The organism is Flavobacterium cryoconiti, from assembly GCF_048158645.1.
Taxonomy (GTDB): Bacteria; Bacteroidota; Bacteroidia; order Flavobacteriales; family Flavobacteriaceae; genus Flavobacterium; species Flavobacterium cryoconiti.
Genome location: NZ_JBLNKW010000003.1, coordinates 261,856 through 287,632 on the forward strand (window position 1 = coordinate 261,856; position 25,777 = coordinate 287,632).

General features: G+C 33.5%; 30 protein-coding genes. 21 read left to right on the top strand and 9 right to left on the bottom strand.

Annotated elements, in window-relative coordinates:
* The first annotated feature begins 9 nt into the window (after positions 1-9).
* Positions 10-2,232, top strand: a complete 2,223-nt coding sequence (locus ACM55H_RS06285; protein ID WP_416835705.1) for a glycosyltransferase — start codon at positions 10-12, stop codon at positions 2,230-2,232.
* Positions 2,233-2,648: 416 nt separating this feature from the next.
* Here ACM55H_RS06285 and ACM55H_RS06290 read toward each other — a convergent pair whose 3' ends face one another.
* Positions 2,649-3,773 carry a cysteine desulfurase family protein gene (locus ACM55H_RS06290; protein WP_416835706.1) on the bottom strand — a complete coding sequence of 375 codons (1,125 nt, stop codon included), beginning with the start codon at positions 3,771-3,773 and terminating at the stop codon, positions 2,649-2,651.
* Positions 3,774-3,790: 17 nt separating this feature from the next.
* Positions 3,791-4,711, bottom strand: coding sequence for an EamA family transporter (locus tag ACM55H_RS06295; RefSeq protein WP_416835707.1), 921 nt, complete (start codon positions 4,709-4,711; stop codon positions 3,791-3,793).
* Between the two features lie 204 nt (positions 4,712-4,915).
* Here ACM55H_RS06295 and ACM55H_RS06300 point away from each other — a divergent pair, with 204 nt between their 5' ends.
* Positions 4,916-5,875 (top strand): hypothetical protein, encoded by a 960-nt coding sequence (locus ACM55H_RS06300; protein WP_416835708.1) that lies wholly within the window; start codon positions 4,916-4,918, stop codon positions 5,873-5,875.
* Positions 5,876-6,001: 126 nt separating this feature from the next.
* Here ACM55H_RS06300 and ACM55H_RS06305 read toward each other — a convergent pair whose 3' ends face one another.
* Positions 6,002-6,553, bottom strand: coding sequence for a Smr/MutS family protein (locus ACM55H_RS06305; RefSeq protein ID WP_416835709.1), 552 nt, complete (start codon positions 6,551-6,553; stop codon positions 6,002-6,004).
* Positions 6,546-6,704, bottom strand: a complete 159-nt coding sequence (locus ACM55H_RS06310; protein ID WP_416835710.1) for a hypothetical protein — start codon at positions 6,702-6,704, stop codon at positions 6,546-6,548. Before ACM55H_RS06310 ends, ACM55H_RS06305 begins: the two co-directional genes overlap by 8 nt.
* 144 nt (positions 6,705-6,848) lie before the next feature.
* Between ACM55H_RS06310 and ACM55H_RS06315 the strand changes: the two genes are divergently transcribed.
* The 7 genes from ACM55H_RS06315 (at position 6,849) to ACM55H_RS06345 (ending at position 12,454) form a co-directional block, all read left to right on the top strand.
* The gene (locus ACM55H_RS06315; protein WP_416835843.1) at positions 6,849-7,109 is read left to right on the top strand and encodes a DUF2752 domain-containing protein; all 261 of its coding nucleotides are present in this window, start codon (positions 6,849-6,851) and stop codon (positions 7,107-7,109) included.
* Between the two features lie 225 nt (positions 7,110-7,334).
* Entirely contained in the window at positions 7,335-8,081 is a 747-nt protein-coding gene (locus tag ACM55H_RS06320; protein ID WP_416835711.1) for a PDC sensor domain-containing protein, read from the top strand.
* Positions 8,059-8,718 (top strand): sensor histidine kinase, encoded by a 660-nt coding sequence (locus ACM55H_RS06325; RefSeq protein ID WP_416835712.1) that lies wholly within the window; start codon positions 8,059-8,061, stop codon positions 8,716-8,718. Before ACM55H_RS06320 ends, ACM55H_RS06325 begins: the two co-directional genes overlap by 23 nt.
* Positions 8,719-8,923: 205 nt before the next feature.
* Entirely contained in the window at positions 8,924-9,715 is a 792-nt protein-coding gene (epsC, locus tag ACM55H_RS06330; RefSeq protein ID WP_416835713.1) for a serine O-acetyltransferase EpsC, read from the top strand.
* A 1-nt stretch (position 9,716) separates the two neighbouring features.
* Positions 9,717-10,604, top strand: a complete 888-nt coding sequence (gene cysM, locus ACM55H_RS06335; RefSeq protein ID WP_416835715.1) for a cysteine synthase CysM — start codon at positions 9,717-9,719, stop codon at positions 10,602-10,604.
* Between the two features lie 150 nt (positions 10,605-10,754).
* Positions 10,755-11,456, top strand: a complete 702-nt coding sequence (locus ACM55H_RS06340; RefSeq protein ID WP_416835716.1) for an SGNH/GDSL hydrolase family protein — start codon at positions 10,755-10,757, stop codon at positions 11,454-11,456.
* Between the two features lie 11 nt (positions 11,457-11,467).
* Positions 11,468-12,454 carry an aldo/keto reductase gene (locus ACM55H_RS06345; protein ID WP_416835717.1) on the top strand — a complete coding sequence of 329 codons (987 nt, stop codon included), beginning with the start codon at positions 11,468-11,470 and terminating at the stop codon, positions 12,452-12,454.
* Between the two features lie 71 nt (positions 12,455-12,525).
* On the opposite strand, the gene ACM55H_RS06350 is transcribed toward ACM55H_RS06345, so the two are convergent.
* Together ACM55H_RS06350 and ACM55H_RS06355 are read right to left on the bottom strand one after the other, a co-directional pair.
* The gene (locus ACM55H_RS06350; protein WP_416835718.1) at positions 12,526-12,936 is read right to left on the bottom strand and encodes an OsmC family peroxiredoxin; all 411 of its coding nucleotides are present in this window, start codon (positions 12,934-12,936) and stop codon (positions 12,526-12,528) included.
* A gap of 95 nt (positions 12,937-13,031) precedes the next feature.
* Positions 13,032-14,087, bottom strand: coding sequence for a sensor histidine kinase (locus tag ACM55H_RS06355; RefSeq protein WP_416835719.1), 1,056 nt, complete (start codon positions 14,085-14,087; stop codon positions 13,032-13,034).
* Positions 14,088-14,367: 280 nt separating this feature from the next.
* Here ACM55H_RS06355 and ACM55H_RS06360 point away from each other — a divergent pair, with 280 nt between their 5' ends.
* Complete coding sequence (locus ACM55H_RS06360; protein ID WP_416835720.1) at positions 14,368-14,811, top strand: hypothetical protein; 444 nt, start codon at positions 14,368-14,370, stop codon at positions 14,809-14,811.
* Positions 14,812-14,830: 19 nt separating this feature from the next.
* On the opposite strand, the gene ACM55H_RS06365 is transcribed toward ACM55H_RS06360, so the two are convergent.
* Positions 14,831-15,430 carry a DedA family protein gene (locus tag ACM55H_RS06365; RefSeq protein ID WP_416835721.1) on the bottom strand — a complete coding sequence of 200 codons (600 nt, stop codon included), beginning with the start codon at positions 15,428-15,430 and terminating at the stop codon, positions 14,831-14,833.
* Between the two features lie 413 nt (positions 15,431-15,843).
* Between ACM55H_RS06365 and rlmD the strand changes: the two genes are divergently transcribed.
* Genes rlmD through ACM55H_RS06380 form a run of 3 tightly spaced genes read left to right on the top strand, consistent with a single transcriptional unit; the run spans position 15,844 to position 18,640 of the window.
* Positions 15,844-17,256: a 23S rRNA (uracil(1939)-C(5))-methyltransferase RlmD gene (gene rlmD, locus ACM55H_RS06370; protein ID WP_039107631.1), complete on the top strand. Its 1,413-nt coding sequence runs from the start codon at positions 15,844-15,846 to the stop codon at positions 17,254-17,256.
* A gap of 57 nt (positions 17,257-17,313) precedes the next feature.
* Positions 17,314-17,853 (top strand): DUF6452 family protein, encoded by a 540-nt coding sequence (locus ACM55H_RS06375; RefSeq protein ID WP_416835723.1) that lies wholly within the window; start codon positions 17,314-17,316, stop codon positions 17,851-17,853.
* Between the two features lie 10 nt (positions 17,854-17,863).
* On the top strand, positions 17,864-18,640 hold the full coding sequence (locus tag ACM55H_RS06380) for a DUF6048 family protein (protein WP_416835724.1): 777 nt from the start codon (positions 17,864-17,866) through the stop codon (positions 18,638-18,640).
* A 107-nt stretch (positions 18,641-18,747) separates the two neighbouring features.
* Here the strand turns inward: ACM55H_RS06380 and ACM55H_RS06385 are convergent, their stop codons facing one another.
* Entirely contained in the window at positions 18,748-18,984 is a 237-nt protein-coding gene (locus ACM55H_RS06385; RefSeq protein ID WP_416835725.1) for a hypothetical protein, read from the bottom strand.
* A 59-nt stretch (positions 18,985-19,043) separates the two neighbouring features.
* A complete protein-coding gene (locus ACM55H_RS06390; protein WP_416835726.1) occupies positions 19,044-20,234 on the bottom strand; it encodes a THUMP domain-containing class I SAM-dependent RNA methyltransferase in 1,191 nt (396 codons plus the stop codon).
* Between the two features lie 69 nt (positions 20,235-20,303).
* Here ACM55H_RS06390 and ACM55H_RS06395 point away from each other — a divergent pair, with 69 nt between their 5' ends.
* The 8 genes from ACM55H_RS06395 (at position 20,304) to ACM55H_RS06430 (ending at position 25,621) form a co-directional block, all read left to right on the top strand.
* A complete protein-coding gene (locus tag ACM55H_RS06395) occupies positions 20,304-21,068 on the top strand; it encodes a class I SAM-dependent methyltransferase (protein WP_416835727.1) in 765 nt (254 codons plus the stop codon).
* Between the two features lie 46 nt (positions 21,069-21,114).
* Positions 21,115-21,783 (top strand): ZIP family metal transporter, encoded by a 669-nt coding sequence (locus ACM55H_RS06400; RefSeq protein ID WP_416835728.1) that lies wholly within the window; start codon positions 21,115-21,117, stop codon positions 21,781-21,783.
* 119 nt (positions 21,784-21,902) lie between these two features.
* Positions 21,903-22,718, top strand: a complete 816-nt coding sequence (gene murQ, locus ACM55H_RS06405; RefSeq protein ID WP_416835729.1) for an N-acetylmuramic acid 6-phosphate etherase — start codon at positions 21,903-21,905, stop codon at positions 22,716-22,718.
* Positions 22,719-22,994: 276 nt separating this feature from the next.
* Positions 22,995-23,216: a DUF6095 family protein gene (locus ACM55H_RS06410; RefSeq protein WP_416835730.1), complete on the top strand. Its 222-nt coding sequence runs from the start codon at positions 22,995-22,997 to the stop codon at positions 23,214-23,216.
* Positions 23,216-23,788 (top strand): pentapeptide repeat-containing protein, encoded by a 573-nt coding sequence (locus tag ACM55H_RS06415; RefSeq protein WP_416835731.1) that lies wholly within the window; start codon positions 23,216-23,218, stop codon positions 23,786-23,788. Before ACM55H_RS06410 ends, ACM55H_RS06415 begins: the two co-directional genes overlap by 1 nt.
* Positions 23,789-23,790: 2 nt before the next feature.
* The gene (locus tag ACM55H_RS06420; protein ID WP_416835732.1) at positions 23,791-24,369 is read left to right on the top strand and encodes a DUF1572 family protein; all 579 of its coding nucleotides are present in this window, start codon (positions 23,791-23,793) and stop codon (positions 24,367-24,369) included.
* A gap of 67 nt (positions 24,370-24,436) precedes the next feature.
* Complete coding sequence (locus tag ACM55H_RS06425) at positions 24,437-24,811, top strand: DNA topoisomerase IV (RefSeq protein WP_416835733.1); 375 nt, start codon at positions 24,437-24,439, stop codon at positions 24,809-24,811.
* A 39-nt stretch (positions 24,812-24,850) separates the two neighbouring features.
* A complete protein-coding gene (locus tag ACM55H_RS06430) occupies positions 24,851-25,621 on the top strand; it encodes a TerC family protein (protein ID WP_416835734.1) in 771 nt (256 codons plus the stop codon).
* Positions 25,622-25,777: the final 156 nt, after the last annotated feature.

Here is a 25,777-nt window from a genome sequence, read left to right on the forward strand (position 1 = left end):
AAAAGCGCCATGAAATTTGAAAAAGTAATAAAAATGCTAATTGTAAGTTCTTATTCTCCCAGAGAATGCGGGATAGCGACTTTTTCTAATGACATTGTAAATGCAGTGGAAATTGTTTTTGGGGAAACACTTCCTGTCGAGGTTTGTGCATTGCAAAATAGTGACCAAAACTTCTCCTATAATGCTGAAGTAAGCTATATTTTGCCTGTTGATTCGCTAGATCACTATAGGCTGGTTGCTGAGAAAATAAACGAACGAAATGATATTGGCTTGGTTTGTATTCAACATGAATTTGGCCTTTTTAGAGGCGATTATGGCGATTATATTCTCTCTTTTATATTAGCGCTAAACAAACCAATTATCACCGTTTTTCATACTGTACTCCCAAATCCAGATGAAAAAAGAAAAAAAATTGTTCATGCCATTGCTGATTTATCCGATAGAATTATTGTGCTTACCAAAAATTCAGAAGCTATTTTGATTAGAGATTACGAATTGCCTAAAATGAAAACAATCGTAATTCCTCATGGTAATCATACTGTACTATGGGAGCAAAAAGAGGAATTAAAAAACAAATATGATTTCTCCGATAAAATAGTAATGTCCACATTTGGTTTAATCAATAAAAACAAAGGCATCGAAACCGTATTAAGCGCTTTACCGGAAATTGTCAAGAAACACCCTGAAGTCATTTATTTAGTGATTGGCAAAACGCATCCTGAAATAATTTGTTGCGAAGGGGAGAAATATCGGGATAGCCTTATTGACATTGTGCATGAACTCCGTTTGGAAAACAATGTTATTTTTATCAATGAATATCTTCAATTGTGGCAATTACTGGAATATTTAACGATATCAGATATCTATTTATTTTCTTCCAAAGACCCAAATCAAGCTGTCAGTGGTACTTTTGCTTATGCGATGAGCTGTGGTTGTGCCGTTATTTCTACTCCAATACCGCACGCAGTAGAATCTCTCGTAAATGGTAACGGAATGCTATTGAATGAATTTGATAACCCGGAAGAATTCAAAAAAGCAATTTTGTATCTCATCGAAAACAAAGAGCAGCGGATCGCCATGGGCAAAAACGCTTTTTCATTGGCGCATGCCACAACATGGGAAAATATTGCTATTCAATACCGCTTATTATTTGACCAATTGACGAATCGGGAAGACGACTTGAAGTTTAATTTTCCGCCAATAAAACTAGACCATATTGAGAAACTCACCACTAATTTTGGAATTCTTCAATTTTCAAAATTTAGCCAGCCAGATCCTGAATCCGGTTATACGTTAGATGATAATGCCAGAGCGTTAATCAATATGGTAGTATATAACAAAGCTTTCCCAGACAAACATGTTTTGAAACTTGCAAATATCTATTTAAATTTTATAGAAGGCATTCAACGAAACAATGGCTGGTTCGATAATTACAAAGACTTTGACCATCAATTAACGAAACAAAATGGAGAAGTAAATCTTGAAGATGCAAACGGGAGAGCCTTATGGAGCTTGGGAACCGTAATCGCAAATAAAGAATCGGTACCTGCAGAAATGATTTTACGGGCAGAAAAATGTTGGGATAAAGCAATCAAAAGAATTGACGATATCAAATCCCCAAGAGCCATTGCCTATGCTCTGAAAGGACTATACCATTATTATTCAGCTTATAAAGAAGAGTCTGTAAGACAGAATATAGAAAAGTTTGCCGATGAACTTTTGCATCACTATCACATCAATTCAGCAGAAAATTGGTGTTGGTATGAAGATTATATGACTTATGCCAACAACGTTTTGCCTGAGGCTATGATGTACAGTTATTTAGTTACAAAAAATCCTAAGTATAAAAAAATTGCGGTAATTACATTTGATTTTCTCCTTTCTCATTATTTTATGAAAGGGCAGTTAAAAGTAATCTCAAACAGAGGCTGGTTCAAGAAAGAAAATGAAAGAATTTTCTATGGAGAGCAGCCTATTGAAGTAGCCACTACAATTATTGCATTGGATTTATTTTATGAAGTAACCAAAAACAAAAAGTACAAAGACCAATTAAAACTGGCTTTTATCTGGTTTTTAGGAAATAACCATCTGAAACAAATCATGTATAATCCTGAAAATGGTGCTTCCTATGATGGATTGGAAGACAAACACATCAACATCAATCAAGGTGCCGAATCTACCTTATGCTATTTTAAAGCGAGATTAATTATGGAAAAATATACTGAGAATTAACCAATTTTTAAATTACAATTTGGGCGTGCCCCTACGTAAAAACTTCGGGTCGTGCTGTACGTTCCCGCTTTTTTCTAGAGGTAAAAAGCCTCTAGAAAAAGAGCTCCTCTACCATCACTCACGCAAAAAAAAAACGGTCAACTATACCATTAGCCTTAAAATAAACAAATTCAGCACGTATCTAATTTGTTTATTTATGCGAATCAAGGGTTGGAATGTGCCGTTAGGCACTAAATATAGGTAGAAAACATGAATTGGAACGAATTTAGCGTGCCGTAGGTACGCAACATTTATCGTTTTGTTGCGTACCTACGGCACGCTAACGAATTTTAAACCTAATTACTACCTATATTTAGTGCCTAACGGCACAAAAAAAAAGACTTTCAACCTTGATTCGCATTATTTATAAGTGCTCTTTAAATACTTTTCAATGCTTCAATAAGTAAATCAATATCTTTTTTTGAGTTATAATGACTTAGAGAAATGCGCAAACTTGGTTTTTTCAAATCTTCATTAGAAAGCATTTCGGCTAATACATGCGAGGGTTTTATGCTTCCGCTTTGACAGGCACTTCCGCGTGAAACTGCAATTCCTTTCATGTCTAAATGAAATAAAATCATAGCGGTTTTATCTTCAGAAAAAGGCAATAAAACATTCAATATATTATAAAATCCATCAACGCTTCCATTGATTACAAAAGCTGGAAATTCAATTTCGAGTTGGGTAATCAAATAGTTTTTCAATTCAGATATATACTTTCTTTCTGCTTCTAAATTAGAATAGGAAAGCTCCAGTGCTTTTGCCATTCCCGCAATTTGGTGCAAAGCTTCCGTTCCTGCCCGTAATCCTTTTTCCTGTTCGCCACCAAAAAATAAAGGTTGTAAACCGGAGTTTTTTCGAATAAAAGCAAACCCAACCCCTTTAGGACCGTGAAATTTATGGGCGCTTGCCACAATAAAATTAATGGGTAACGCTTGCAAATCAATCGCTGTTTTTCCAACGGACTGCACGGTATCAGAATGAAACAGCGCACTATTTTCTTGACAAATAACACCGATTCTATCCAAGTCTAAAACAGTTCCTGTTTCGTTATTCACATGCATCAGGCTTACCAACGTTTTCTTTTCCTGAGAAAGCAGTTCTACTAAATCAGTGATATCAATTTCGCCATTTGGCTTGACAGCCACATAATCAACCTGAATACCGTATTCGCTTTGCAAAACTAAAATAGTATATAAAACGGCATGATGCTCTATTTTACTGGTAATGATTCGCTCTACTTTCAAATCTTTAACGGCAGAACGAAGTATCCAATTATTGGCTTCGGTACCACAGGAAGTGAAGATTATTTCTTGCGCAGTACCATTCAAATGTTTTGCAATTGATTTTCTGGAAAGCTCCAAAATACTTTTGGCATTACGTCCAAAACTATGCGTTGACGATGGATTTCCATAATCTTCCGCCATAACTTTGGTCATTTCTTGAATAACTTCAGGACGAATTGCTGTTGTAGAAGCGTTATCGAGATATACTTTTTTCATTTTTTGGAATTATAAAATTATTTTGAAGCTTCCATTTCTGATGGTGCTTCTTTCAATTTTCTGGAAAAGATTAGTTTCTCATTAAAAACTACTATTGAAACCAAAATCAGAAAATAAGAAAACAATTGAAGGCTAGTTACCTGTTCATGGTAATAAAATATGGCTAATAAAAATCCAATAATTGGATTAATATAGATCATAATTCCAACTGCTGACGAATTAATTACTTTCAATGCATACAAATTTAAAAACAAAGGAATAATCGTAAAACAAACTACGATTACTAACAAACAGCTGTAAAACAATGATTCTGTAGGCAAGGTTCCACTATAATTTGGATAAAAAGGCAAGAGAATTAGGGCTGTAAAAACCAATTGAATAGTCAAAACAAGGAATTTATCCAATTCACTATTCTTTCGTTGGCTCACTAAATACATCGCATAAGTCGCTGCTGTGATAAGGCTGTAGAAAATATCTTCAAAATGATTGAAAGACAATAAAACACAACTGAAAGCACTTATCATTACTGCAAACCATTGCCATTTACTCAGTTTTTCTTTCAATATAAAGAACGCGAATATCGTGGTTAAAATGGGACATATCAAATAGGCTAACGAAGCCGCTTTTACACTGATATGATTCATTACATAAATAAAAACAAACCAGTTTGAGGATAAAAACACACCACCTCCAAGTGTCAATACAACAACACTTCGTCGCTGTTTAGGAGCCATACTTTTAAAATGATTCCAATCCTTTTTTAAAACTTTTTTTCGAAAAGAAAGATTAATCAACAGCATGGTAACAACACTAAAAAAAACACGGTAAAATAAAATGTCCAAAGAAGGATAATCATGCAATGGTTTTAATGCTAAACTAAAAAAACCCCAGACAAAAAAGGCAGAAAAAGCGGCTAAATAGTATTTGTTGAGTCTCATATCCAGTATTAAATTGCCGCAAAGATAATGATTTCTATTTGCTTTGAATTAACGCTTTCTTGTCAAATCAAGAAAGCATTGACAGTTTTTTTAAATCATTATTTAAAATCTAAAAGCCTAAAATGCTGTTAAATTCAATGATTTTGAATAGGAATGTATTTGGAACAAATTAAAAATTCTATTTTTGTTTCAAATACTATAAATATGAAAAGAGTTGCAAACCTATTGGTTTTAGCGTTGCTGTTAAACAGCTGTGATGATGGAAATTTGACTTTGGAAACTATTGATTTCTCAACTGCTGCAACACAAAAATGCACTACCAATAATAATATCATCTATAAACTCAAAGAAAAGGAATCATTACTTCTTGACATCCCAGAAAGTACGTTCTTAAACGAACCCAGTTTGGTTGACACTCCTGTCATTATAGATATCAATACGACTAACAGAGTCGTTTATCGTTTTTATAACGGAACGGTTGCATCGTCTACCATTTGTGAATCTATACCACCAGCAACACCAATTGTAACAGACCAATGGACAGCTACTGCTGGAAAAATCCAAATATTTACTACTGCTGTAAAAACTACAAATGCAACTGATAACAGCACCAAAATAACAGGTTACAATCATAATATTGTTTTCAAAAATATTACTTTTGCAAAAAGTAGTGGTACCCAAGTATATGAAACATTTCCATTTGGAGACTATGTCACTTCGGCAACTTCATTGCCATTTGGGTTTGATAAAACATTAGAACAATGCCCAACATCAAAACAAATTTACGATAATAACAGTAGCGAAGCTCTCACATTAGACATCGATCCTACTTTGATTGTTAATAGTGCTACTCCTCTAAATACTCCTAGAACCGGACTAATAAGCGCAACAGTTAATAAGCTTACGTATCGATTATTTTCAGGTTTATTAACCTCTAGTTATTTTTGTACAACTACAGTTCCTACAACTCCTGCGATAAGTGAAGAGTGGATTGCCGTGGCTGGAGTTTCAAATGTAAGTGGAATTATTGAAGTAACTACAACGTCTTTTGCAAACGGTTTTAAACACACTATTGTGCTTAAAAATGTTACAATGAAGAAAGGAAATAATGATTTCAAATTAGGTGACAACTACATTTATGGCGAACTTTTAACTGCAAATTAAACACAACTAAAAGTCTAAAATCAAGCCTATTTTACCCTAAAAAGCGTCGATTCTTAAGGATATTTTCAAATGAAAATGACTTAGAATCGACGCTTTTTTTGTGTTGTATAAAAACTAAAATGAGAATTATTTAGTGCTTTGTTTGATAAAAACTTCAGTAGCACCCTGACCGTATTTTTGATAATTACCTTCTTGAAAAGCAATATTGTCATACCGACCTAATAAAAAATCAAGCTCTGCTTTTAAGATTCCTTCACCAACACCATGTATAAAAACAATCTTAGGAATGCGATTTCGAATGGCAAATTCTATGTGTCTTTTTGCTGTTTCGGTTTGCAAGGTCAGAATATCATAATTGGACATTCCACGTTTATTAGGAACTAATTTTTCGATATGCAAATCGAACTCGGGAGCTGAAATTTCGTGTTTATCTTTGCGTTCTTTGACAAAACTTCGTGGTTTCGGGATCTCTTTCTCTTTTGAAATTTCATCTACATTAATTCTTCTAATAGAATCCATTAAATTACTGGAATCGTTTATTTTAAGCAATTCATTGACTAAAAATGTCATCACAAAACCATCCTCTGTTTCTATCGTCACTTGCTTGTCTTTTACAGATAGCACGACTCCGTTCATAGCTTCATCAAGCACTGAAACTTTATCTCCTTTATTAAACATTTTCGTCTTCTTTATCTTGATTTTTACTCGGTGTCTTAGCGCTCAATTGCATCATTCCAAACATAAAAACAACAATTGCAACAACCATTACATAAACATTTTTCTCTGCTTTCACTTGCTCATATAAAGCTATAATGATCGCAATAATCATTATGGGAATTAAAAACTTTTTCATCTCTTTAAATATCAGTTTCCAAAAGTAATGAATTTAAAATTGCTCTATTTATTATCTCAACCGTTTCGTATTTTTTTTGTAAAATTGTAAAAAGAAAAACCATTGGATTTAGAAAAATATATGTTCCCCTGTTTAAGCAAAACACTCTTCGGAGTGGAGTGTTTGGGATGCGGTTTTCAGAGAGGACTTCTACTTCTTTTACAAGGTGATTTTATAGCCGCTTTCAAGATGTATCCCGCCATTTTTACGACCTTATTATTTTTAGGAATTGTTAGTTTACATTTCATTGACAAACGAAATAATTATCAAAAATACATTATTGGAATAGGAATCCTAAATGGGATATTTATGATTATCGGATATTTTTACAAACACTATTAAGCGATGATTTTGCATTTCTAAATTTAGAGAATAAGACATTAGAAATAAAAAAAGGCTTTAATTATTAAAATACGCAACTTAATAATTAAACGTTTTAAATTGGCTATAAGCCCTAAAAGTTGTTATTTTGAGTGCAAGAATGAGTCAGACTCATTTACTTCAATTTGAATTTTTATTATTTATTAAAAAACAAACATAGTTTCAGATACTATGATTTCATCATCCATGAAAAAAATTCATTTACAAAAAACAGTTTCCATTTTAATTTTTATTTTAGGTATCGTTTATCTCTATTTTACCTGGATGCGATTTAAAGACAATCGAGCTGACAACGTATTACAAATTGCAAAATCCATTGAAGTATCCTTACCAAAAAAGGATATAAATAAACTTGAAGTAAAGTTATCTGATATTAACAAACCGCAATACCAAGATTTAAAAAACACTTTAAAGGAAGTGATCAAAATTAATCCTAAAGCAAGTTTTGCGTATTTATATACCCAAAAAAATGGGAAAATATATTTCATCGTCGATTCAGAACCTGAAACTTCAAAAAATTACTCTCCTCCTGGACAAGAATACACTGAAGCAGATGAACCAACCTACCAAGCTTTTAATGATGGAAAGGATATTATTACTGAACCTTCTAGCGACAGATGGGGAACTTGGGTTAGTGCTTATATACCCATAAAAGATAAAATTACCGGTAAAACTATTGCTGTATATGGAATGGATTTTGACGCAAAATCATGGGATAATGATTTATTAATTGAAGTAATTGAATCTAGCTTACTGGTTTTATTGTTCCTAATTACGTCGCATTTTTTATTTAAAATAATAGCCAAAAATAAGATACTCAATTTCGACATAATCAATCGAAAAACAGAAGAAGAGAAATTACATAATGCTTTAATAGTCCTTAACAAAAAAAACGACGAGCTGGATCAATTTGCTTATTATAGTTTCACATGATTTAAAAGCACCACTAAGAGCTATTTACAGCCTTTCAGAATGGATTATTGAGGATTTAGATATCGTTTCTGATGAAACAAATTCAAATTTTAAATTACTACAAGGAAGAATTCAAAGGATGGAAAACTTAATTAATGGCATTTTAGAGTATTCCCGTATTGGAACCGTTAATATCGAAGTTGAAAAGGTAGATTTACATCAAATGCTGGAAGAAATAGTTGAATCTATAGTACCAAAGGATAGATTCGAAGTTATTATTGGGAACAATTTCCCCATCATTTATACTGAAAAAATATTAATGCACCAGGTTTTTAGTAACTTGATAAGCAATGCGGTAAAATATAACGACAAACCTATTGGAAAAATAGAATGTACTTATCTTTCATTACCTAATTTTCATCAATTTACCATAAAAGACAATGGTCCCGGAATACCCGAAAAATACCAAGAAAAAGTATTTGGTGTTTTTCAAACTATTTTAGCCCGAGATGTCAAAGAAAGTACTGGAATTGGGTTGTCGATTGTCAAAAAAATCATCGAAGGAAAATCAGGAAAGATTCATATCGAATCTGACGGAATTTATGGTACCCGTTTTATTTTTACTATCCCTAAAAACCCAAAAACGACAGTATCATAAAATTTACTCTTTTGCACGAGACAAATGAATAATTCAAGAACCTTATAATTGTTATATTTTTCGGGAATATACCTAAAAATGTTACCAATCAAGAAAAATATTGTATTCTCATTCAATATGCCAATTTCTTTGTGTTAATGTTGCCACTGTTTCTAAAAATCGCCTTACTTTTATGCCTTTAAATTAATAATTCAATCCTATAATCGTGACAAAAGATCTGATTATCAAAAATATTAGCGCTTTAAAAAGCCATTTTTCCATCAACTACGGAATCAAGACAAAAACGGAAGCCTTTACTGAAAAATTATTCTATACACTATTTGATGCCAATGCGCCACTGGATGAAAGTATCGCTGAACTTGAATTACAATTCAAAGAAATTTCAGCAATTGCTTGTAAAAAACCACATGCGTTATGCGATTCTATTTGGGACAAATATCTGGAAAGTTTACCCTCTGTTCTTGAAAAACTGAATCAGGATGCTGCTTACATTTTAGAAAATGACCCAGCATCAAACAGTATCGAAGAAGTCTATTTAGCATATCCAGGATTCTATGCCATTGCGATCTATAGATTAAGCCATGAATTGTATTTATTAGACTTATTGCTTTTCTCCAGATTAATGAGCGAATATGCGCATCGCATCACGGGTACAGACATTCACGCAGGTGCAACTATTGCATCGCCTTTCTTTATAGATCATGCCACCGGAATTGTAATTGGGGAGACTACTGTGATTGAAAAACACGTGAAGATTTACCAAGGAGTAACTTTAGGAGCATTAAGCGTGAGCAAAGACATGAAAAATGCAAAAAGACATCCTACCGTGGAGAAAAATGTTTGCATTTATGCCAATGCAACTATTCTTGGCGGAGAAACTGTCATTGGTAAAAACAGTATTATTGGAGGGAATGCTTGGGTTACCAAATCTATTCCTGAAAAATCTATTGTACTCAACACCACAACTACAGAAGTAAAAATAAAAGAAATAAATTAGCATGAAGCCACAAAAATTATTAGACCTGATTGGAAATACCCCTTTGGTGGAGACCGTTAATTTGGTTAAAAATAAAAACGTAAAACTTTTATTAAAACTCGAAGGAAACAATCCTGGAGGCAGCGTAAAAGATAGAGCGGCTTACAATATGATTAAATCTGCACTGGAAAGAGGGGATATCAAAAAAGGAGACAAACTCATTGAAGCCACCAGTGGAAATACCGGAATTGCTTTGGCAATGATTGCCCAATTATTTAATATCGAAATTGAATTGATTCTTCCGGAAGATTCTACCAAAGAACGCACCCAAACAATGCGTGCTTATGGCGCCACCGTGATTTTAACACCTGCAGATACTGGAATCATTGGCTCCAGAGATTATGCTGATAAAAAAGTTGCCGAAGGCGGTTACATCATGCTGAATCAGTTTGCAAATGATGACAACTGGAAAGCACATTATAAAACGACTGGTCCGGAAATATGGAATGATACCGAGGGAACTGTAACGCATTTCGTTTCCGCTATGGGAACTACAGGAACGATTATAGGAACTTCTACTTATTTGAAAGAGAAAAACCCAACAATCCAAATCGTAGGCGCACAACCAAGTGATGGCTCCCAAATTCCAGGAATCAGGAAATGGCCTCAAGAATATTTACCTAAAATTTTCGATGCCTCAAAAGTAGATACGATTATTGAAGTCACCGAAGAAGAAGCCCGAGATATGACCAAACGTTTAGCTCTGGAAGAGGGTGTTTTTGCAGGAATGAGCAGCGGTGGTTCCGTTGCGGCAGCCTTAAAAATAGCCAATACTATAGAATCGGGAATTATTGTTGCCATTATCTGTGACCGCGGCGATCGTTATTTATCTTCGGATTTGTTTGACTAAATTAAAATACCTTTATAAAACCTGCCTTCCTTTTCAGTATCTTTCCGATACAAAAAGGGAGGCAGGTTCGCTTTTAAGAAAAAGTATTTTTTTTATTTTTAATCCGATGAAACTCATCTTCTGAATTAAAATTTTACAATCTGGTACCAAATGAAAAGTACAACATTAATTTACTGTATTCTATTTTTAGCACTATTTATGGGAGGAAAAGCACAGGCTCAAGACTGGCCAAATTTAAATAAATACCAAAATGAAAATGCAAATCTTAAACCCGCAGTAGCAGGTCAAAAAAGAATTGTATTTATGGGTGATTCCATAACCGAATTTTGGTCAATTATAAATGCAGAATACTTTGCCGGAAAACCATATGTAAATCGCGGAATTAGCGGACAAACAACACCTCAGATGCTAATTCGTTTCAGAGCCGATGTTATAGCTTTAAAACCAACCGCAGTGGTGATTTTAGCAGGAATAAATGACATTGCAGGAAACACAGGTCCGTCTACACTGGATATGATTGCAAATAATATTTTCTCAATGGCCGAATTAGCAAAAGTAAACCAGATTAAAGTAATTCTTTGTTCTGTTTTACCTGCTTTTGATTTTCCTTGGAGACCCAATCAAAATCCTGCTGAAAAAATAGTAGCATTGAATGAAATGATAAAAACATATGCAATAGCCAATGACATTGTGTTTGTTGATTATTATCCAGCTATGGCGGATGAACGAAAAGGATTACCCACCTCCTACTCTAATGACGGCGTACACCCTAATAAAGTAGGCTATGAAGTCATGGCTCCTATACTCGAAAAAGCAATAACCAACGTTTCTAAAAAAATAAAATCACTTTAAAAATACAAAAAATGAACTATCGCAGACTGGGTAAAACAGATTTTGAAATCTCCGAAATATCTCTTGGCACTTGGCAAGTAGGCGGAAAATGGGGCTCTCCCTTTAATGATAAAACCGCAGATCAGTTAATCAATACCGCTATCGATAATGGTGTAAATTTTATTGATACTGCTGATGTTTATGAAAATGGATTGAGTGAAACTGCCGTAGGTCGAGTGGTTCGTTCCCGTTCTGAACGAATTTATGTCGCTACCAAATGTGGACGACACATCAATCCACATGTCAATGAAGGCTATCAACCTAAAGTGTTACAAAAATTCGTAGAAGACAGCCTGAAAAGAACCGGTTTAGAAACATTGGATTTAATCCAATTGCATTGTCCTCCAACAGAAGTATTTTACCGTCCGGAAATTTTTGAAATGTTTGATCGTTTAAAAGAGCAAGGAAAAATTTTAAATCTTGGTGTCAGTGTTGAAAAAGTGGAAGAAGGCCTAAAAGCCATTGAATTCCCAAATGTGACAACGGTTCAGATTATTTTTAACCTTTTCCGTCAGCGCCCATCCGAACTATTTTTCAAAGAAGCACTAAAACGTGATGTTGGTATCATTGGAAGAGTTCCACTCGCAAGCGGACTTCTGACTGGGAAGTTTAATACTCAAACTACTTTTGACATACAAGATCACCGTAATTTTAATCGAAATGGGGACGCTTTTGACAAAGGGGAAACATTTTCGGGTATTAATTACGAACTCGGTTTAAAAGCCGTCGAAGAATTGAAAGCTTTGTTTCCAAATGCAACAAATCTGGCTCCTATTGCTTTGCAATGGATTTTAAGTTTTGATGAAGTAAGTTGTATTATCCCAGGTGCATCAAACGAAAGTCATGTGTTGTCTAATTTATCCGTTTATGATTTACCAAAATTGACTTATGAAAAAATTACCGCCATGAATGAAATTTATGAGCGTTATATCAAACCCGAAGTACACCAGCTTTGGTAATCCATTTTATTAAAAATAAACAAGGCTCGATTTAATTTTAATCAAGCCTTTTTTATATAAATCTTTATTTTTTATACTAGAGTAGCCGTAGTAGAAATTGCTGCATTCAATAATTTAGAAATAGGGCAGTTTTTCTCTGCTTTTGTAACTAGTTGTTGAAAAACTTCATCTGTTATAGCTTTTACTTCTGCATTTACAGTTAAGTGAGAAGTTATTATAGTTCCTTCTACCAATTCAATATCACATTTCGTTTCGATACTTTCAATTTCAAAACCTCCCTCAGTAATATAGGCCGAAAGTTGCATCGTAAAACAACCGGAATGCGCCGCCGCAACCAATTCTTCTGGATTAGTCCCTACGCCTTCTTCGAAACGAGATTTAAATGAATACTGTGTATCCTTTAATGTTGTACTTTGTGTGGTTAATTTCCCGGCTCCTTCTTTCAGTGAACCATTCCAGACTGCAGTTGCATTTCTTTTCATATTTGTAGTTTTTAGTTTACCCAAATTTAGTTCTTTATCAAAAAAATGATTTCAGATATTGCTTTTTTTAACGAAAATTTAAAGAGCAATCGGAATCAATTAATATTCGCAAATAAAATTGAAAATTCAGCACTTTTGTTTACTCCTTCGCTTTCTGCCAAGAGTTTTCCTTGGTATTTTTCAACAATTTTTTTACACAAATACAATCCTATTCCGGTTGAAGGTTCGTTAGCCGTTCCTAATCTGCTTCTATTGGTAAATTTTTTAAAAAGTTCTTCTTTATATTTTGAATCAAAACCTATTCCCGAATCAGAAACAACAAAAGCCAATTGATCTTCATTCAAATGAGCACCAACCTTTATTTCGCTTTCAGGAAGGGAAAATTTTATAGAATTATCAATTAAATTAACTAAAACCTGAATCAATAAATCTTCATCTATTTTCACTAAAGCTTCCTCAACATCAATTGTAGTGATTAATTTGATTTTTTTATTTATCAGTTTTTGTGCGACTTGTTCATTTACATGAGATAAAACACCTGCAATTTGAACATTTTTAGCATCCATCACTTTTTTTGAAATTTCATCTTCCTCTTTAATCAATTTTATAACCGTTTCAATAAAAACAAATTGTTGATCCATCGATTGACTAATCAAATCCGCATATTCAGGAATGGAATCTGATGGATATTCTTCTATTATAAGTTTAGCCAATGACTGGGAGTTCCCTGCAAAACTTCTTAAATCATGCGAAAGTAAATACACTAAATCCTGCTTATCATTGATGTATTTTTCGTTTTCTGCAATTGATTCCTGTATATTTGCCATTAACAAACCCGCTTCATCTTTAAAGGTTATTGGCAACTCAGATACCATTCTGGTGTTTTTGTAAGCATCCAATGCTTTTGAAGCTAACTCAATGGGTCTTATTAATTTTTTCAAAACCCACAATGTAATCCCAGTTGCCAACAAAGTCATGATTAATGTAAAAACAAAAATTGAATGAGGTGAAGCCGACTGTTTCACATATAAAATAAAAAACAGCAATCCAATCAATGGTATATGAATCCCTATGAATGTAACAAAAAGGAATTTGTATGCATAACTATTTTTAAGAAAACTAATTTTTGATAATTTACGATACAATTCCATAAAATAATGTATTTGTTAGTCATGTAAAGATATATGTTAAAAATGACAGTATAAAATTCGTACAATTAATTTTGCATTAATAATGGAAATTTTAATTTATATAGACCCTTAGCTTTGAAATTACTGCTATTTGACAACTATTTTTCGGAATGGTTTTATCAACTAAAATCCTTAATTTTGAGGACTCCAAGATGCTACTCAATAAAAACCCACAAATACTAACACATAAAAGAGTTTTTTTAGATTGCTTTTTTAATACCTATAAATAAATACTTCCTCAATGTTTAATAAAGCAAATTTTAAAGAATGGTTTGACCGATACAAATATGCAGAATTAGCAGCCACGAGTTCCGCATTGCTTAGTTCTCAATTCAGCAGAATCCTTAGCGGTTTGACTACGGCTTATTTGATTACGTTTGCGGAGTATTTGGCATTTTATGGAATTATAATTGCACGGTCTTATAAAAAACTGGCTAAAAAGAATCAAGAACTGGGTCAAAAAACCACTTTAAAAGAAACGCTTTTATTGGTAAAAAATTTAGTGTTGGAATTTGGTTATCCTGCTATTTTGGATTTCTTCTTTATTCGTCCGTTTTGTATGTATTGGATGCCAATACTCACCGGGAATTATTTTCTAGGAATTATACTTGGGAAAATCACTGCCGATTTATGTTTCTACTTGCCTACAATAATTAACTACGAATTAATTAAGCAAAAACAATAATTGTATTTCAGTCAAGGATTTAAACTTGGTTGCTTTTGTGAATTGTTTTACGTCTAAATTTAAAAAATACGACAATGGTTATTACAATCATAAATACAATAAAAATGGAGTGTCGGAGTAGTTCCACTTCTTTTAGTAGGTATTCCAGACTGCTATGAAATAACATCCCAACGGCGATATAGACTATTATAAAAATAATGGTCCCAATACTGTTGACAATAAAAAAGGTTTGCCATTTCACCCGAAACATTCCTGCAAAAATAGGACTAAAAAACCGCACTTTAGGAATAAAACTTAAGAGTAATATAGTTCGAACATGATGCTCTTTTAGCCCTTTTAAGTATTTCTCCTGCAGCTTTTCACTGACGCTATTTTTAAAACGATTAATCAATTTATTCCCGGAATAGGCAAGCCAATAAAAAATAGTATCAATAATGGTAACACCCAGAAATGCTGATAAACCTGCAAAATAGGGATTAATCAAATGATTTTGAGCAACATAACCAATGGATAACAAGGTTACTTCTTCAGGAATGGGAGTTAATTGGTCCAAGAAAAGAAACCAAATAAAAATTCCTAAATAACTTATAGGACTCTGTGAAATGATATCGCTGAACATAACATCATTTTTAGTTACTCAAATTTACTAAATAATACGCTTTTAATCAATTAGTTAAAACCAAATTACACATCTAACATAATATAGATTTAAAAAAAAACATTTAGGATTTGCAATCCATTGTATACAATAAAATTATAATTCCCCTGCCTCTGATTACTTCATTTAATTTTTATTTTTTAGATGTATTCAGTGAACTTTGTTTGCAGTGAAAAACACGCAATTGAAAAAACTTTTGAACACTTGCTGGTAAATAGCGACCAGCAGAAGCTCTTTACCGGCGTGGTATTGCTGCTTGCGGAATTGCAGGTTTGTAGCGGAAAGCGGGAATTGGCTCAAATAAAAAACACTTGAAATTAAAAATATTTCCCAATTTGAATTTATAAAACCATTCAAACGCTTATTTTTGCGCTATGGCAAAGAAAAATACAGACAAAGTTGTCTTTCATCAAATAAAAGTCCTTGATGCTGGTGCAAAAGGCGTTTCGGTAGCAAAAGCTCCGGATGGTAAAGTAGTTTTTATCCCGAATGTGGTTCCGGGTGATGTGGTTGATGTGCAAACTTTCAAAAAGCGCAAGGCTTATTACGAAGGAAAAGCAGTTCATTTTCATGAATATTCTGAGCATCGTGTAGAACCTATTTGCGAGCACTTTGGTGTTTGCGGCGGTTGTAAATGGCAGAATATGAAATACAGCCAACAGTTGTATTACAAACAAAATGAAGTAAAAAATCACTTGCAACGCATCGGAAAAATAGAACTTCCGGAATTTGAACCGATACTTGGTTCAGAAAAACAGTTTTTTTACAGAAACAAAATGGAATTTTCGTTTTCCAACAGCCGTTGGTTAACTGAAAAAGAAATTGACAGTACCGAAGATTTAGGAAACAGAAACGCACTTGGTTTCCACATTCCGAAAATGTGGGACAAAATCTTGGACATCAACAAATGTCATTTGCAGGAAGATCCATCGAATGCGATTAGAAATGAAGTGAGAGCTTTTGCTAACGAGCATGGTTTGACTTTCTTTAATCCAAGAGCACACGAAGGATTGCTTAGAACTTTGATGTTGCGTACAGCTTCGACTGGCGAAATCATGGTTTTGATTCAGTTTTTTGAAAATGACAAAGCCAACAGAGAATTGCTTCTCGACCACCTTTACGAGAAATTTCCACAAATTACTTCGCTGCAATACGTGGTAAACAACAAAGCCAACGATACTTTATACGATACTGATATTAAATTATACAAAGGAAGAGATTACATCTTGGAAGAAATGGAAGGATTGAAATTTAGCATTAATGCGAAATCTTTTTACCAAACCAATTCTGACCAAGCATACGAATTGTATAAAATAACTCGCGATTTTGCTGGCCTTACTGGTAATGAAATCGTTTATGATTTATATACAGGTACGGGAACTATTGCTCAGTTTGTTTCGAAAAAAGCAAAAAAAGTAATAGGTGTGGAAAGTGTTCCTGAAGCAATTAAAGACGCAAAATTGAATGCTGAGCGCAATGAAATTACTAATTGCGAGTTCTTTGTAGGAGATATGAAAGTCGTTTTTAACGATAGTTTCATTGCTCAACACGGTCATCCTGATGTGATTATCACTGATCCACCAAGAGACGGAATGCACAAAGACGTGATTGAACAAATCATGAAAATTGCTCCTGAAAAAGTAGTTTATGTAAGTTGTAATTCGGCTACACAAGCGCGTGATTTAGCTTTGATGGATGAGAAATACAAAGTAACTCGTGTGCGCCCCGTAGATATGTTTCCACAAACGCATCATGTTGAAAATGTTGTACTTTTGGAAAGACGATAATTAATTTTTGATTGCAGATTTTAATAAACTGCAATCAAAAATCTTCATTAAAAAAATATGAAAAAAATAATTTTATTGGTATTCGCTATAGCACTATCCTTCTCCAGTTGTGAGAAAGATGATATTTGCGATGCAAATACTCCTACAACACCCAGACTTGTAATCACCTTTTATGATTACGACAATCCTTCCGTTTTAAAAACCGTGACGAAGTTGAAAGTTGTGGGCGCAGGAATGACTGATGGAATTATTTTTAATGCCACTGCTACAGATGATTCTAAATACCTGACCAGCGGAAGTACGATTTCGATTCCATTGAAAACAAACGAAGACACGACCAGTTATAGCTTTACCTTAAATTATGGAAATGCTAATACTGTATTCGTTAATGAAGATAATATCAAATTTGATTATACAAGAAAAGAAGTCTTTGTATCTAGAGCATGCGGTTTTAAGACCCTTTTTACTTTAAACACCTCAAATCCTTATACACATACTGACGCTACGGTTCCAGATACAAAATGGATAAAATACATCTCGGTTGAAAAAAGTAATATAGAAAACGAAAATGAAACACACATTAAAATATTTTTTTAGTTTTTGCCTCATGTTCTCTATATTTTTGGCTCAAGCCCAAGAGACTAATGCAACTCAAAAAACAAAAATAGACGGAGTTATTCCTGAAGCTCCAAAACCTATAGTTAAAAAAAACGCCTCCGAAATAAAGAACGATACCATTGTAAAAACAGATCGTTATGGTTTTCGTGTAGGTGTCGATTTATACAAATTGACTCGTGCTCTTTATGATAAAAATTATAAAGGCATAGAATTAGTAGGCGATTATCGTTTGACAAAAAGATATTTCATAGCAGCCGAAGTTGGAAACGAAAATAAAACAACCGATGACGACCGATTGAATACCACAGCAAAAGGGACCTATCTAAAAGTAGGTTTTGATTACAATGGTTATGAAAACTGGCTGAATATGGAAAATATCATTTCGATAGGGATGCGATATGGTGTGAGTAGTTTTAGCCAACAATTGAATACTTATAAAATCTACAATGCCAATCCATATTTTGGTGAAGTACTGGCAATTACATCCGGGGCTAAATACAATGGATTAACTGCAAGCTGGATTGAAGTCGTAGCAGGGGTAAAAGCCAAAGTTTTTGATAATGTGTTTGTGGGTTTCAGCCTTCGCTTGAACGCATTGGTTTCAAATAAAAAACCAGATAATTTTGACAACCTATACATTCCTGGTTTTAACAAAACTTATAATGGAACTTTTGGGGTAGGATTGAATTACACTGTTACCTACTTCATCCCTTTTTACAAGAAAAAGACAGCTACAATCGTTACTAAAAAAGTAGAGAAGAAATAAATTCCGACATTTAGAATAAAAAATATCGCAAAGAAAACATTGGTTTTCTTTGCGATATTTTTTTATTTTGAGTAATGAATAAACATATACTGCAAGACTTTTTAAAACTATCCGATAATCCGAAGTCCTTTTATGAAAATCCATTTCATAAATAATTTCTCACCGTCTTTAGTTTTCACGGCTTGAAATTTAGGTGATAAAAGTGTTCCAATAGCAAACGCAGTTAAAGGAACAAAAAAACCGGTTAAAGCAGTGTAATGTGCTACTATATATCTAAATAATGTAAATAATATGGCAAAACAACCTAACTGGTATATAAATGCACGTACTTGTAATTTGGTCATTTTTTTGTTTAAAGTTTAAGGTTTAAAAAAGTTTAAAATCAAAACTATCTGATTCCTTTTTAACTAATATCTGAAATCTGATCGTTGTTTTCTGATATCTGAAATTTGGTTCTCTTACTACCTTCGTACATTTCGTATTTTACCAATCGTGCTTCTAAACCAGCATTGAAAAGTTTGATTTTTCTCGAAGGTTTTAGTCCAACATATTTCAAAGCTTCCAGATTAGCCGTAATTAACCAAGCATTTGTCCCTGGGTAATTTTTCTTTAACGTATCGCCAATACTTTTGTAGAATTCTTCCATGTGAATATCCAATCGCTCATCATATGGCGGATTAAAAACCATGTGTAATTTCCCCTCTGAAGTTTTTTCGGTATCAAAAAAGTTCTGTTCCTCGATAGTAATGTACTCATCAAGATTAGCGTTTTTGATATTATCTTTGGCTTTTTGAACCGCACTTGGTGCTTTATCATACCCTTTTATAGTGTAATGAAACTCTCGAACGCGTTTCAATAAACTGTCTGAAATATTATCAAATAAATCATTATCCCAATCGTTCCATTTTTCGAAAGCAAATTCTTTACGGTTAATGTTTGCCGGAATATTACAGGCAATCATCGCCGCTTCAGCTAAGAATGTTCCAGAACCACACATAGGATCCAAAAAATCTCCTTGACCGTCCCAACCTGAAAGCAATAAAATTCCTGCTGCCAACACCTCGTTTATAGGCGCAATATTAGTAGCGGTTCTATATCCACGTTGATTTAATGCATTCCCAGAAGTATCCAGTGCCACTGAAACTTGGTCTTTATCGATGTGAATATTGATTCTTAAATCAGGATGTACTTTATCAATACTTGGTCGCTGACCAGTTCTTTCTCTGAACTGATCAACAATTGCATCTTTACATTTTTGGGAAACAAATTCCGAGTGATTAAAATATTCCGAATGCACTGTTGTATCAATCACAAAAGTCTGATTGGCATTCAGCAATTTAGACCAATTCATACTCGAAATGCCTTTGTATAAAGCCTGTTCATTATTTGCCTTGAAAAAATAAATAGGTTTCAAGATTTTCAAAGCGGTACGCAACGCTAAATTTGCTTTGTACATAAACCCTTTATCTCCTTTAAAACTCACCATTCTTACCCCTTGCTCCACGTTTTGTGCACCAAGCATTTGCAATTCTTTCGCTAATATTTCTTCAAAACCAAAAAAGGTTTTGGCAATCATTTTATAATTATTTTCCATTGTAAAATCAAGTATTCGGTGCAAAAATACACTAAATTTGCATCAATCGAATTAATTGAAAAAGAATAAATGTCTGCAGCACAAAAACCACCAACTGAAAATCAACTGAAATCAACTGAAAACTGGTACACGTCTTGGTTTGACACTCCGTATTATCACATTCTTTATAAAGAACGAAATTACAGAGAAGCCCAGGTTTTTATGGATAATATTACCCATTACCTTAATCTTCCTGAAAAGGCAAAAGTACTGGATTTAGCTTGTGGCAAAGGCCGTCATTCTATTTATTTAAACCAATTGGGATTTGATGTCCTTGGTGCTGATTTATCTGAAAACAGCATTGCTGAAGCTTCTAAAAATACTAATGAAACGTTGCATTTCAAAGTTCACGATATGCGTGAACCTTTTGAAGAAAAATTTGATGCCATTTTCAACTTATTTACCAGTTTTGGCTATTTCGAGAATGACGAAGACAATTTAACCACATTAAAAGCCATCAAAGAAAGCCTTTCGGAATATGGTTTTGCTGTGATTGACTTCATGAATGTTGCTCAAGTCCTAGAAACATTAGTTCCAGAAGAAACAAAAACAGTCGAAGGAATTGATTTTCATATCAAACGCTATCTTAAAGACGGTCATATTTACAAAGAAATTGACTTTGAAGACAAAGGTCAAAAATTTCATTTTACCGAAAAAGTAAAAGCCTTAACCCTTAAAGATTTTGAAGAATTAATGGAAGAAGCCGGAATATACTTATTGGATATTTTTGGTGATTACAAATTGAAAAAATTCCACAAAACAGACAGTGAACGACTAATCATGATTTTCAAATAGGTCAATCGATTAACCGTTTAACTAATTAAACGATTCAACAAAAAATATGAATTATCTCTTACCTTTACTTTCCGTACTTATAGGATATATCATCGCATTGGTTTTAAAACCAAAAAACAAAACCAACTTAAAGCTTCTATTGGCATTTAGCGGTTCCTTTTTACTTTCCTTAACGGTGATGCATTTATTGCCAGAAGTCTATGAAAGCGCTAATCCAAAAATTGGAATTTTCATCATGATAGGAATCTTATTCCAAATCATATTGGAATTTTTCTCCAAAGGTGCTGAACACGGTCATGTTCACGGACATGAAATAATGACCCAAATCCCGTGGTTGCTATTCATCAGTCTTTGTATCCACGCCTTTCTGGAAGGATTTCCCGTAAGCCACCATCATGATTTAGCGGTGGGAATTGCCATTCATCATTTGCCAATTGCCATAATTTTGACTACTTTTTTTATCAATGCAAGTCTGGATAAAAAAGCGATACTTTTCTTTATGGCAACTTTTGCAATTATGACACCACTCGGAACCATTTTAGCTGATTACATGCCCATTTTAAACGTATATTATACTGAAATCACAGCCATTGTAATAGGAATCTTATTTCATATTTCATCCACCATTATTTTTGAAACCAGCGAAGGACACAAGTTCAATATCGCCAAAGTTTCAATGATTATTTTTGGAATTGCCTTGGCCTATTTTATATAATTTTATAATTTGGGCGTGACCCGCTGAAAAATCGGTTCGAGCTATTAGCTGCAATCCCTCACGCAAAAAAATAACTGTATGGATAACTCGCGAGTTGTCCCTCCAAAAACAACATGAATATGACTTTCACAAAAACTACCGAACAATCCTCAAAATACGAACATTTAGAAAAAATGTCGGTTCAAGAATTGCTTTCTAATATCAATCAGGAAGACAAAACTGTACCGCTTGCCGTAGAAAAAGCCTTGCCGAAAATAGAAAATTTAGTGACAGAAATCGTTGCCAAAATGAAATTAGGCGGACGATTATTCTACATTGGCGCAGGAACTTCAGGGCGATTGGGAATTCTTGATGCTTCAGAATGTCCACCAACATTTGGCGTTCCTTTTGATTTAGTAATCGGGATTATTGCTGGTGGTGACACCGCAATCCGTAGAGCCGTAGAAAATGCCGAAGACAACGCAACACAAGCTTGGGTTGATTTGAAAGCTTTCGATGTAAATGTAAATGATGTCGTAGTAGGAATAGCCGCTTCAGGAACAACACCTTACGTTATCGGAGGACTACAAGCTTGTAACGAAAATAATATCACTACAGGAAGTATTTCTTGCAATGCTGGAAGTCCGCTTTCGCAAACTGCAAAATTCCCCATCGAAGTAGTTGTAGGACCTGAATTTGTAACCGGAAGCTCTAGAATGAAAGCTGGAACGGCGCAAAAACTAGTACTCAATATGATTACAACAGCCACCATGATTCAACTGGGAAAAGTGAAAGGAAACAAAATGGTCGATATGCAATTGAGCAATAGCAAACTTGTAGATCGTGGCGTGAAAATGATTATGGGAGAAATTCCCGTTTCCTATGAAGAAGGTGCCGAATTATTGAATAAATATGGTAGTGTGAGAAAAGCAGTGGATTTCTATCAATCTAAATAATGGTATTCATTTTTTATTTTGCTCTATCATTAATTCCTGTTTTATGGATATTTACTATCTATTTTTTAAGAAAATGGAAGCCTATCAAGATTTTTTGCATTGCAAATATTCTTTTAGTAGCAGTATATTTCTTTTTGATTTTTCACTCTACTTTTCACTTTTTTAAAACGGATCCCTATGGATTAAAAAACATTTTTTTATTCCTATATTCAATAATTATTCAAACAATATCAGGTTTTATTTTTTCTCTATATTATAAGTTTAAATTACAAAAAAATGGCAACTAACAAAGAACTATTATCCAAAGGAATCAAATATTTAGCAGGTGCTTTGCCATTGCTTTTTATAGGTCCTGCAGTGATTTATAATGCCTTTATGAATCAACAAAATGTATGGCATTATTTAGTTTTAGCAATAGGAATTATCGCTTGTCTTGCCGCCATGTTTCTAATGTATTTGGGATTAAAAACAATTATGAAAAGCTTATTTAACGACTAATGGAAAACCTAATTCACGTTCAAAAAACATTTGAAAAAATCGTTTACACCGATAAAAAAGTAAACAACCGAGAATTTGAAGATTGCATTTTTAAAAACTGCGATTTATCAAATAGTGACTTCTCTTATAGTAGCTTCATGGATTGCGAATTTATCGATTGTAATCTGGCGATGACCAAATTATCAGGAACAAGCTTAAAAGGAATACAATTTAAAAACTGCAAATTACTGGGTATTCAATTTGAGGAATGCGACGATTTCTTGTTTAATGTCAATTTTCAAGAATGCGTTTTGGATTATTCATCATTTGCGAATAAGAAAATGCCAAAGACAAAATTCAATTCTTGTTCGTTGAGAGAAGTAAGTTTTGTTGGAACCAATCTTACGAGTTCCTTTTTTGACAACAGCAATTTGGATGGTGCTATTTTTAACAATACCCAATTAGCCGGGGCCGATTTTTCAAAAGCAACTAATTTTAAAATTGATCCCGAATTCAATCCCATGAAAAAAGCCAAATTTTCCACACAAGGAATCATTGGACTTTTGGACAAATACGATATTAAAATTATGTAATTATGGAAATAAGTGCTGCCTATCTTGAAAGTGTGAAAAAACAGTTTTTGTATTATAAAACGCTCGGAGAAAAAGCTATGGAACAACTCGAACCGGAGCAACTTTTTGTCAGTGTAAATGAAGATACGAATAGCATTGCCACAATTGTAAAACATCTTTCCGGGAATATGCTTTCGCGATGGACGGATTTTTTTACTAGTGATGGAGAAAAAGAATGGCGCAACCGCGATGAGGAGTTTGAAAATGATTTGGAATCAAAAGAAGCTGTTTTAAATGCTTGGAATAAAGGTTGGCATTGTTTATTTGATGCTTTAAACGGATTACAAACTGAACAACTTTCACAAATAATATATATTAGAAATGAAGGTCATACGGTTGTGGAAGCCATCAACAGACAACTGGCACATTATCCATATCATGTTGGACAAATAGTTTTTTACGCTAAACAATTAAAAAATAGCGATTGGGAAAGTTTATCGATTCCTAAAAATAAATCCGATAGTTACAATGCTACTAAATTTGCACAAGAGAAAAGCATCAAGAATTTTACGGATGACGAATTAAAACGACTATCGAAATAATTAACACCAAATCGCATTACCCCAGATTGATTAGACTTAAAAAATCAAAACTAAACGCACTAAAGAAATGAAAAAAATAATACTTCTTCTCCCAATACTGTTACTAATGTCATGTTACAATGTAGAGCGCAATTGCAAGGATTTTAAAACCGGGAAATTCAAATTTGAACACGAAGTTAACGGCGTAAAAAAAACAACCGTTTTTGAGCGAAATGACAGTCTGGAAATTGAAACATTTGAAGGAAAAACAGACACTGCTTCGATTCGATGGGTGAATGATTGTGAGTATATTTTGCAGAAATTACATCCCAAAAACATGGCCGAAGAAAAGGCAATCGACATGAAAATTTTGACAACATCAAAAAATTCCTATACCTTTGAATTTGGAATGGTTGGTGTTGACACGAAACAAAAAGGGACTGTCACCAAAATTGCTGATTAATAATTTCAAATTAAAACTTACAAATCATAACTAAATAAAATGGAAGTATTTTTAAATCCCGATGCTTGGATTGCCTTATTAACATTGACTTTTTTGGAAATTGTATTAGGAATCGACAATATTATTTTCATCTCGATTGCTACTGGAAAATTGCCAGTTGAGCAACGCAAAAAAGCTACTAAAGTAGGAATGTTCCTTGCTATGTTTATGAGAATTGGGCTTTTATTTGGAATTAATTTATTGATTCAAATGAAAGAACCTTGGTTTCACATTGATTTGAGTTGGTTTTCTGCTGGAATTACAGGTCAAAGTATCATTCTGTTATTAGGAGGATTATTCTTGATTTATAAAAGTACGAATGAAATCAGAGAGAAAGTAGACGAAAAAGGACATGAAGAAAAAGAATTAAGCAAAGCGGCTACAAAATCATTTCAAAATGTGCTTTTGCAAATCATTATGATTGATTTAGTGTTCTCTTTTGATAGTATTCTTACCGCCGTAGGTATGACAAATGGTGTTGAAGGCGCTATTTATATTATGATTACTGCCGTGGTTATTTCGGTATTAATTATGATGCAGTTTGCTGTTCCTGTTGGAAATTTTGTCAACAAACACCCTTCTATTCAAATTCTGGGATTATCCTTTTTGATTTTAATTGGAATGATGTTACTTACTGAAAGTGCGCATTTATCTAATGCTTTAATCTTTGGAAATCATGTTACACCAGTACCAAAAGGCTATTTGTATTTTGCCATAACTTTTTCTTTACTAGTTGAAGTATTGAATATGAAAATGAAGAAAAATAAGTAATCAAACTATTTTTTGATAAAGAAGCTCCATTTTGGGAGCTTTTTTTATATTCTGAAAATTTATTCCCTCCCTAAATAAGGAAACACTAAAAAGACTCCAATTTGATCTTTTTCTTTTTATTTTATTTTTTTATAATTTATCTTAGACACAAATAAG

Coding starts and splice junctions, on each gene's coding strand:
- ACM55H_RS06350 (WP_416835718.1), bottom strand. CDS start 12,936: ATGAAAAGAAATGCAACTGCAGTCTGGAATGGTTCACTGAAAGAAGGA.
- ACM55H_RS06360 (WP_416835720.1), top strand. CDS start 14,368: ATGTTTAATAAAGCAAATTTTAAAGAATGGTTTGACCGATACAAATAT.
- ACM55H_RS06365 (WP_416835721.1), bottom strand. CDS start 15,430: ATGTTCAGCGATATCATTTCACAGAGTCCTATAAGTTATTTAGGAATT.
- ACM55H_RS06355 (WP_416835719.1), bottom strand. CDS start 14,087: ATGGAATTGTATCGTAAATTATCAAAAATTAGTTTTCTTAAAAATAGT.
- ACM55H_RS06385 (WP_416835725.1), bottom strand. CDS start 18,984: ATGACCAAATTACAAGTACGTGCATTTATATACCAGTTAGGTTGTTTT.
- ACM55H_RS06310 (WP_416835710.1), bottom strand. CDS start 6,704: ATGATTATTGCGATCATTATAGCTTTATATGAGCAAGTGAAAGCAGAG.
- ACM55H_RS06315 (WP_416835843.1), top strand. CDS start 6,849: ATGTTCCCCTGTTTAAGCAAAACACTCTTCGGAGTGGAGTGTTTGGGA.
- ACM55H_RS06295 (WP_416835707.1), bottom strand. CDS start 4,711: ATGAGACTCAACAAATACTATTTAGCCGCTTTTTCTGCCTTTTTTGTC.
- ACM55H_RS06285 (WP_416835705.1), top strand. CDS start 10: ATGAAATTTGAAAAAGTAATAAAAATGCTAATTGTAAGTTCTTATTCT.
- ACM55H_RS06430 (WP_416835734.1), top strand. CDS start 24,851: ATGGAAGTATTTTTAAATCCCGATGCTTGGATTGCCTTATTAACATTG.
- rlmD (WP_039107631.1), top strand. CDS start 15,844: ATGGCAAAGAAAAATACAGACAAAGTTGTCTTTCATCAAATAAAAGTC.
- ACM55H_RS06395 (WP_416835727.1), top strand. CDS start 20,304: ATGTCTGCAGCACAAAAACCACCAACTGAAAATCAACTGAAATCAACT.
- murQ (WP_416835729.1), top strand. CDS start 21,903: ATGACTTTCACAAAAACTACCGAACAATCCTCAAAATACGAACATTTA.
- ACM55H_RS06300 (WP_416835708.1), top strand. CDS start 4,916: ATGAAAAGAGTTGCAAACCTATTGGTTTTAGCGTTGCTGTTAAACAGC.
- cysM (WP_416835715.1), top strand. CDS start 9,717: ATGAAGCCACAAAAATTATTAGACCTGATTGGAAATACCCCTTTGGTG.
- ACM55H_RS06410 (WP_416835730.1), top strand. CDS start 22,995: ATGGCAACTAACAAAGAACTATTATCCAAAGGAATCAAATATTTAGCA.
- ACM55H_RS06320 (WP_416835711.1), top strand. CDS start 7,335: ATGAAAAAAATTCATTTACAAAAAACAGTTTCCATTTTAATTTTTATT.
- ACM55H_RS06380 (WP_416835724.1), top strand. CDS start 17,864: ATGTTCTCTATATTTTTGGCTCAAGCCCAAGAGACTAATGCAACTCAA.
- ACM55H_RS06420 (WP_416835732.1), top strand. CDS start 23,791: ATGGAAATAAGTGCTGCCTATCTTGAAAGTGTGAAAAAACAGTTTTTG.
- ACM55H_RS06345 (WP_416835717.1), top strand. CDS start 11,468: ATGAACTATCGCAGACTGGGTAAAACAGATTTTGAAATCTCCGAAATA.
- ACM55H_RS06390 (WP_416835726.1), bottom strand. CDS start 20,234: ATGGAAAATAATTATAAAATGATTGCCAAAACCTTTTTTGGTTTTGAA.
- ACM55H_RS06375 (WP_416835723.1), top strand. CDS start 17,314: ATGAAAAAAATAATTTTATTGGTATTCGCTATAGCACTATCCTTCTCC.
- ACM55H_RS06340 (WP_416835716.1), top strand. CDS start 10,755: ATGAAAAGTACAACATTAATTTACTGTATTCTATTTTTAGCACTATTT.
- ACM55H_RS06290 (WP_416835706.1), bottom strand. CDS start 3,773: ATGAAAAAAGTATATCTCGATAACGCTTCTACAACAGCAATTCGTCCT.
- ACM55H_RS06305 (WP_416835709.1), bottom strand. CDS start 6,553: ATGTTTAATAAAGGAGATAAAGTTTCAGTGCTTGATGAAGCTATGAAC.
- ACM55H_RS06425 (WP_416835733.1), top strand. CDS start 24,437: ATGAAAAAAATAATACTTCTTCTCCCAATACTGTTACTAATGTCATGT.
- ACM55H_RS06415 (WP_416835731.1), top strand. CDS start 23,216: ATGGAAAACCTAATTCACGTTCAAAAAACATTTGAAAAAATCGTTTAC.
- ACM55H_RS06400 (WP_416835728.1), top strand. CDS start 21,115: ATGAATTATCTCTTACCTTTACTTTCCGTACTTATAGGATATATCATC.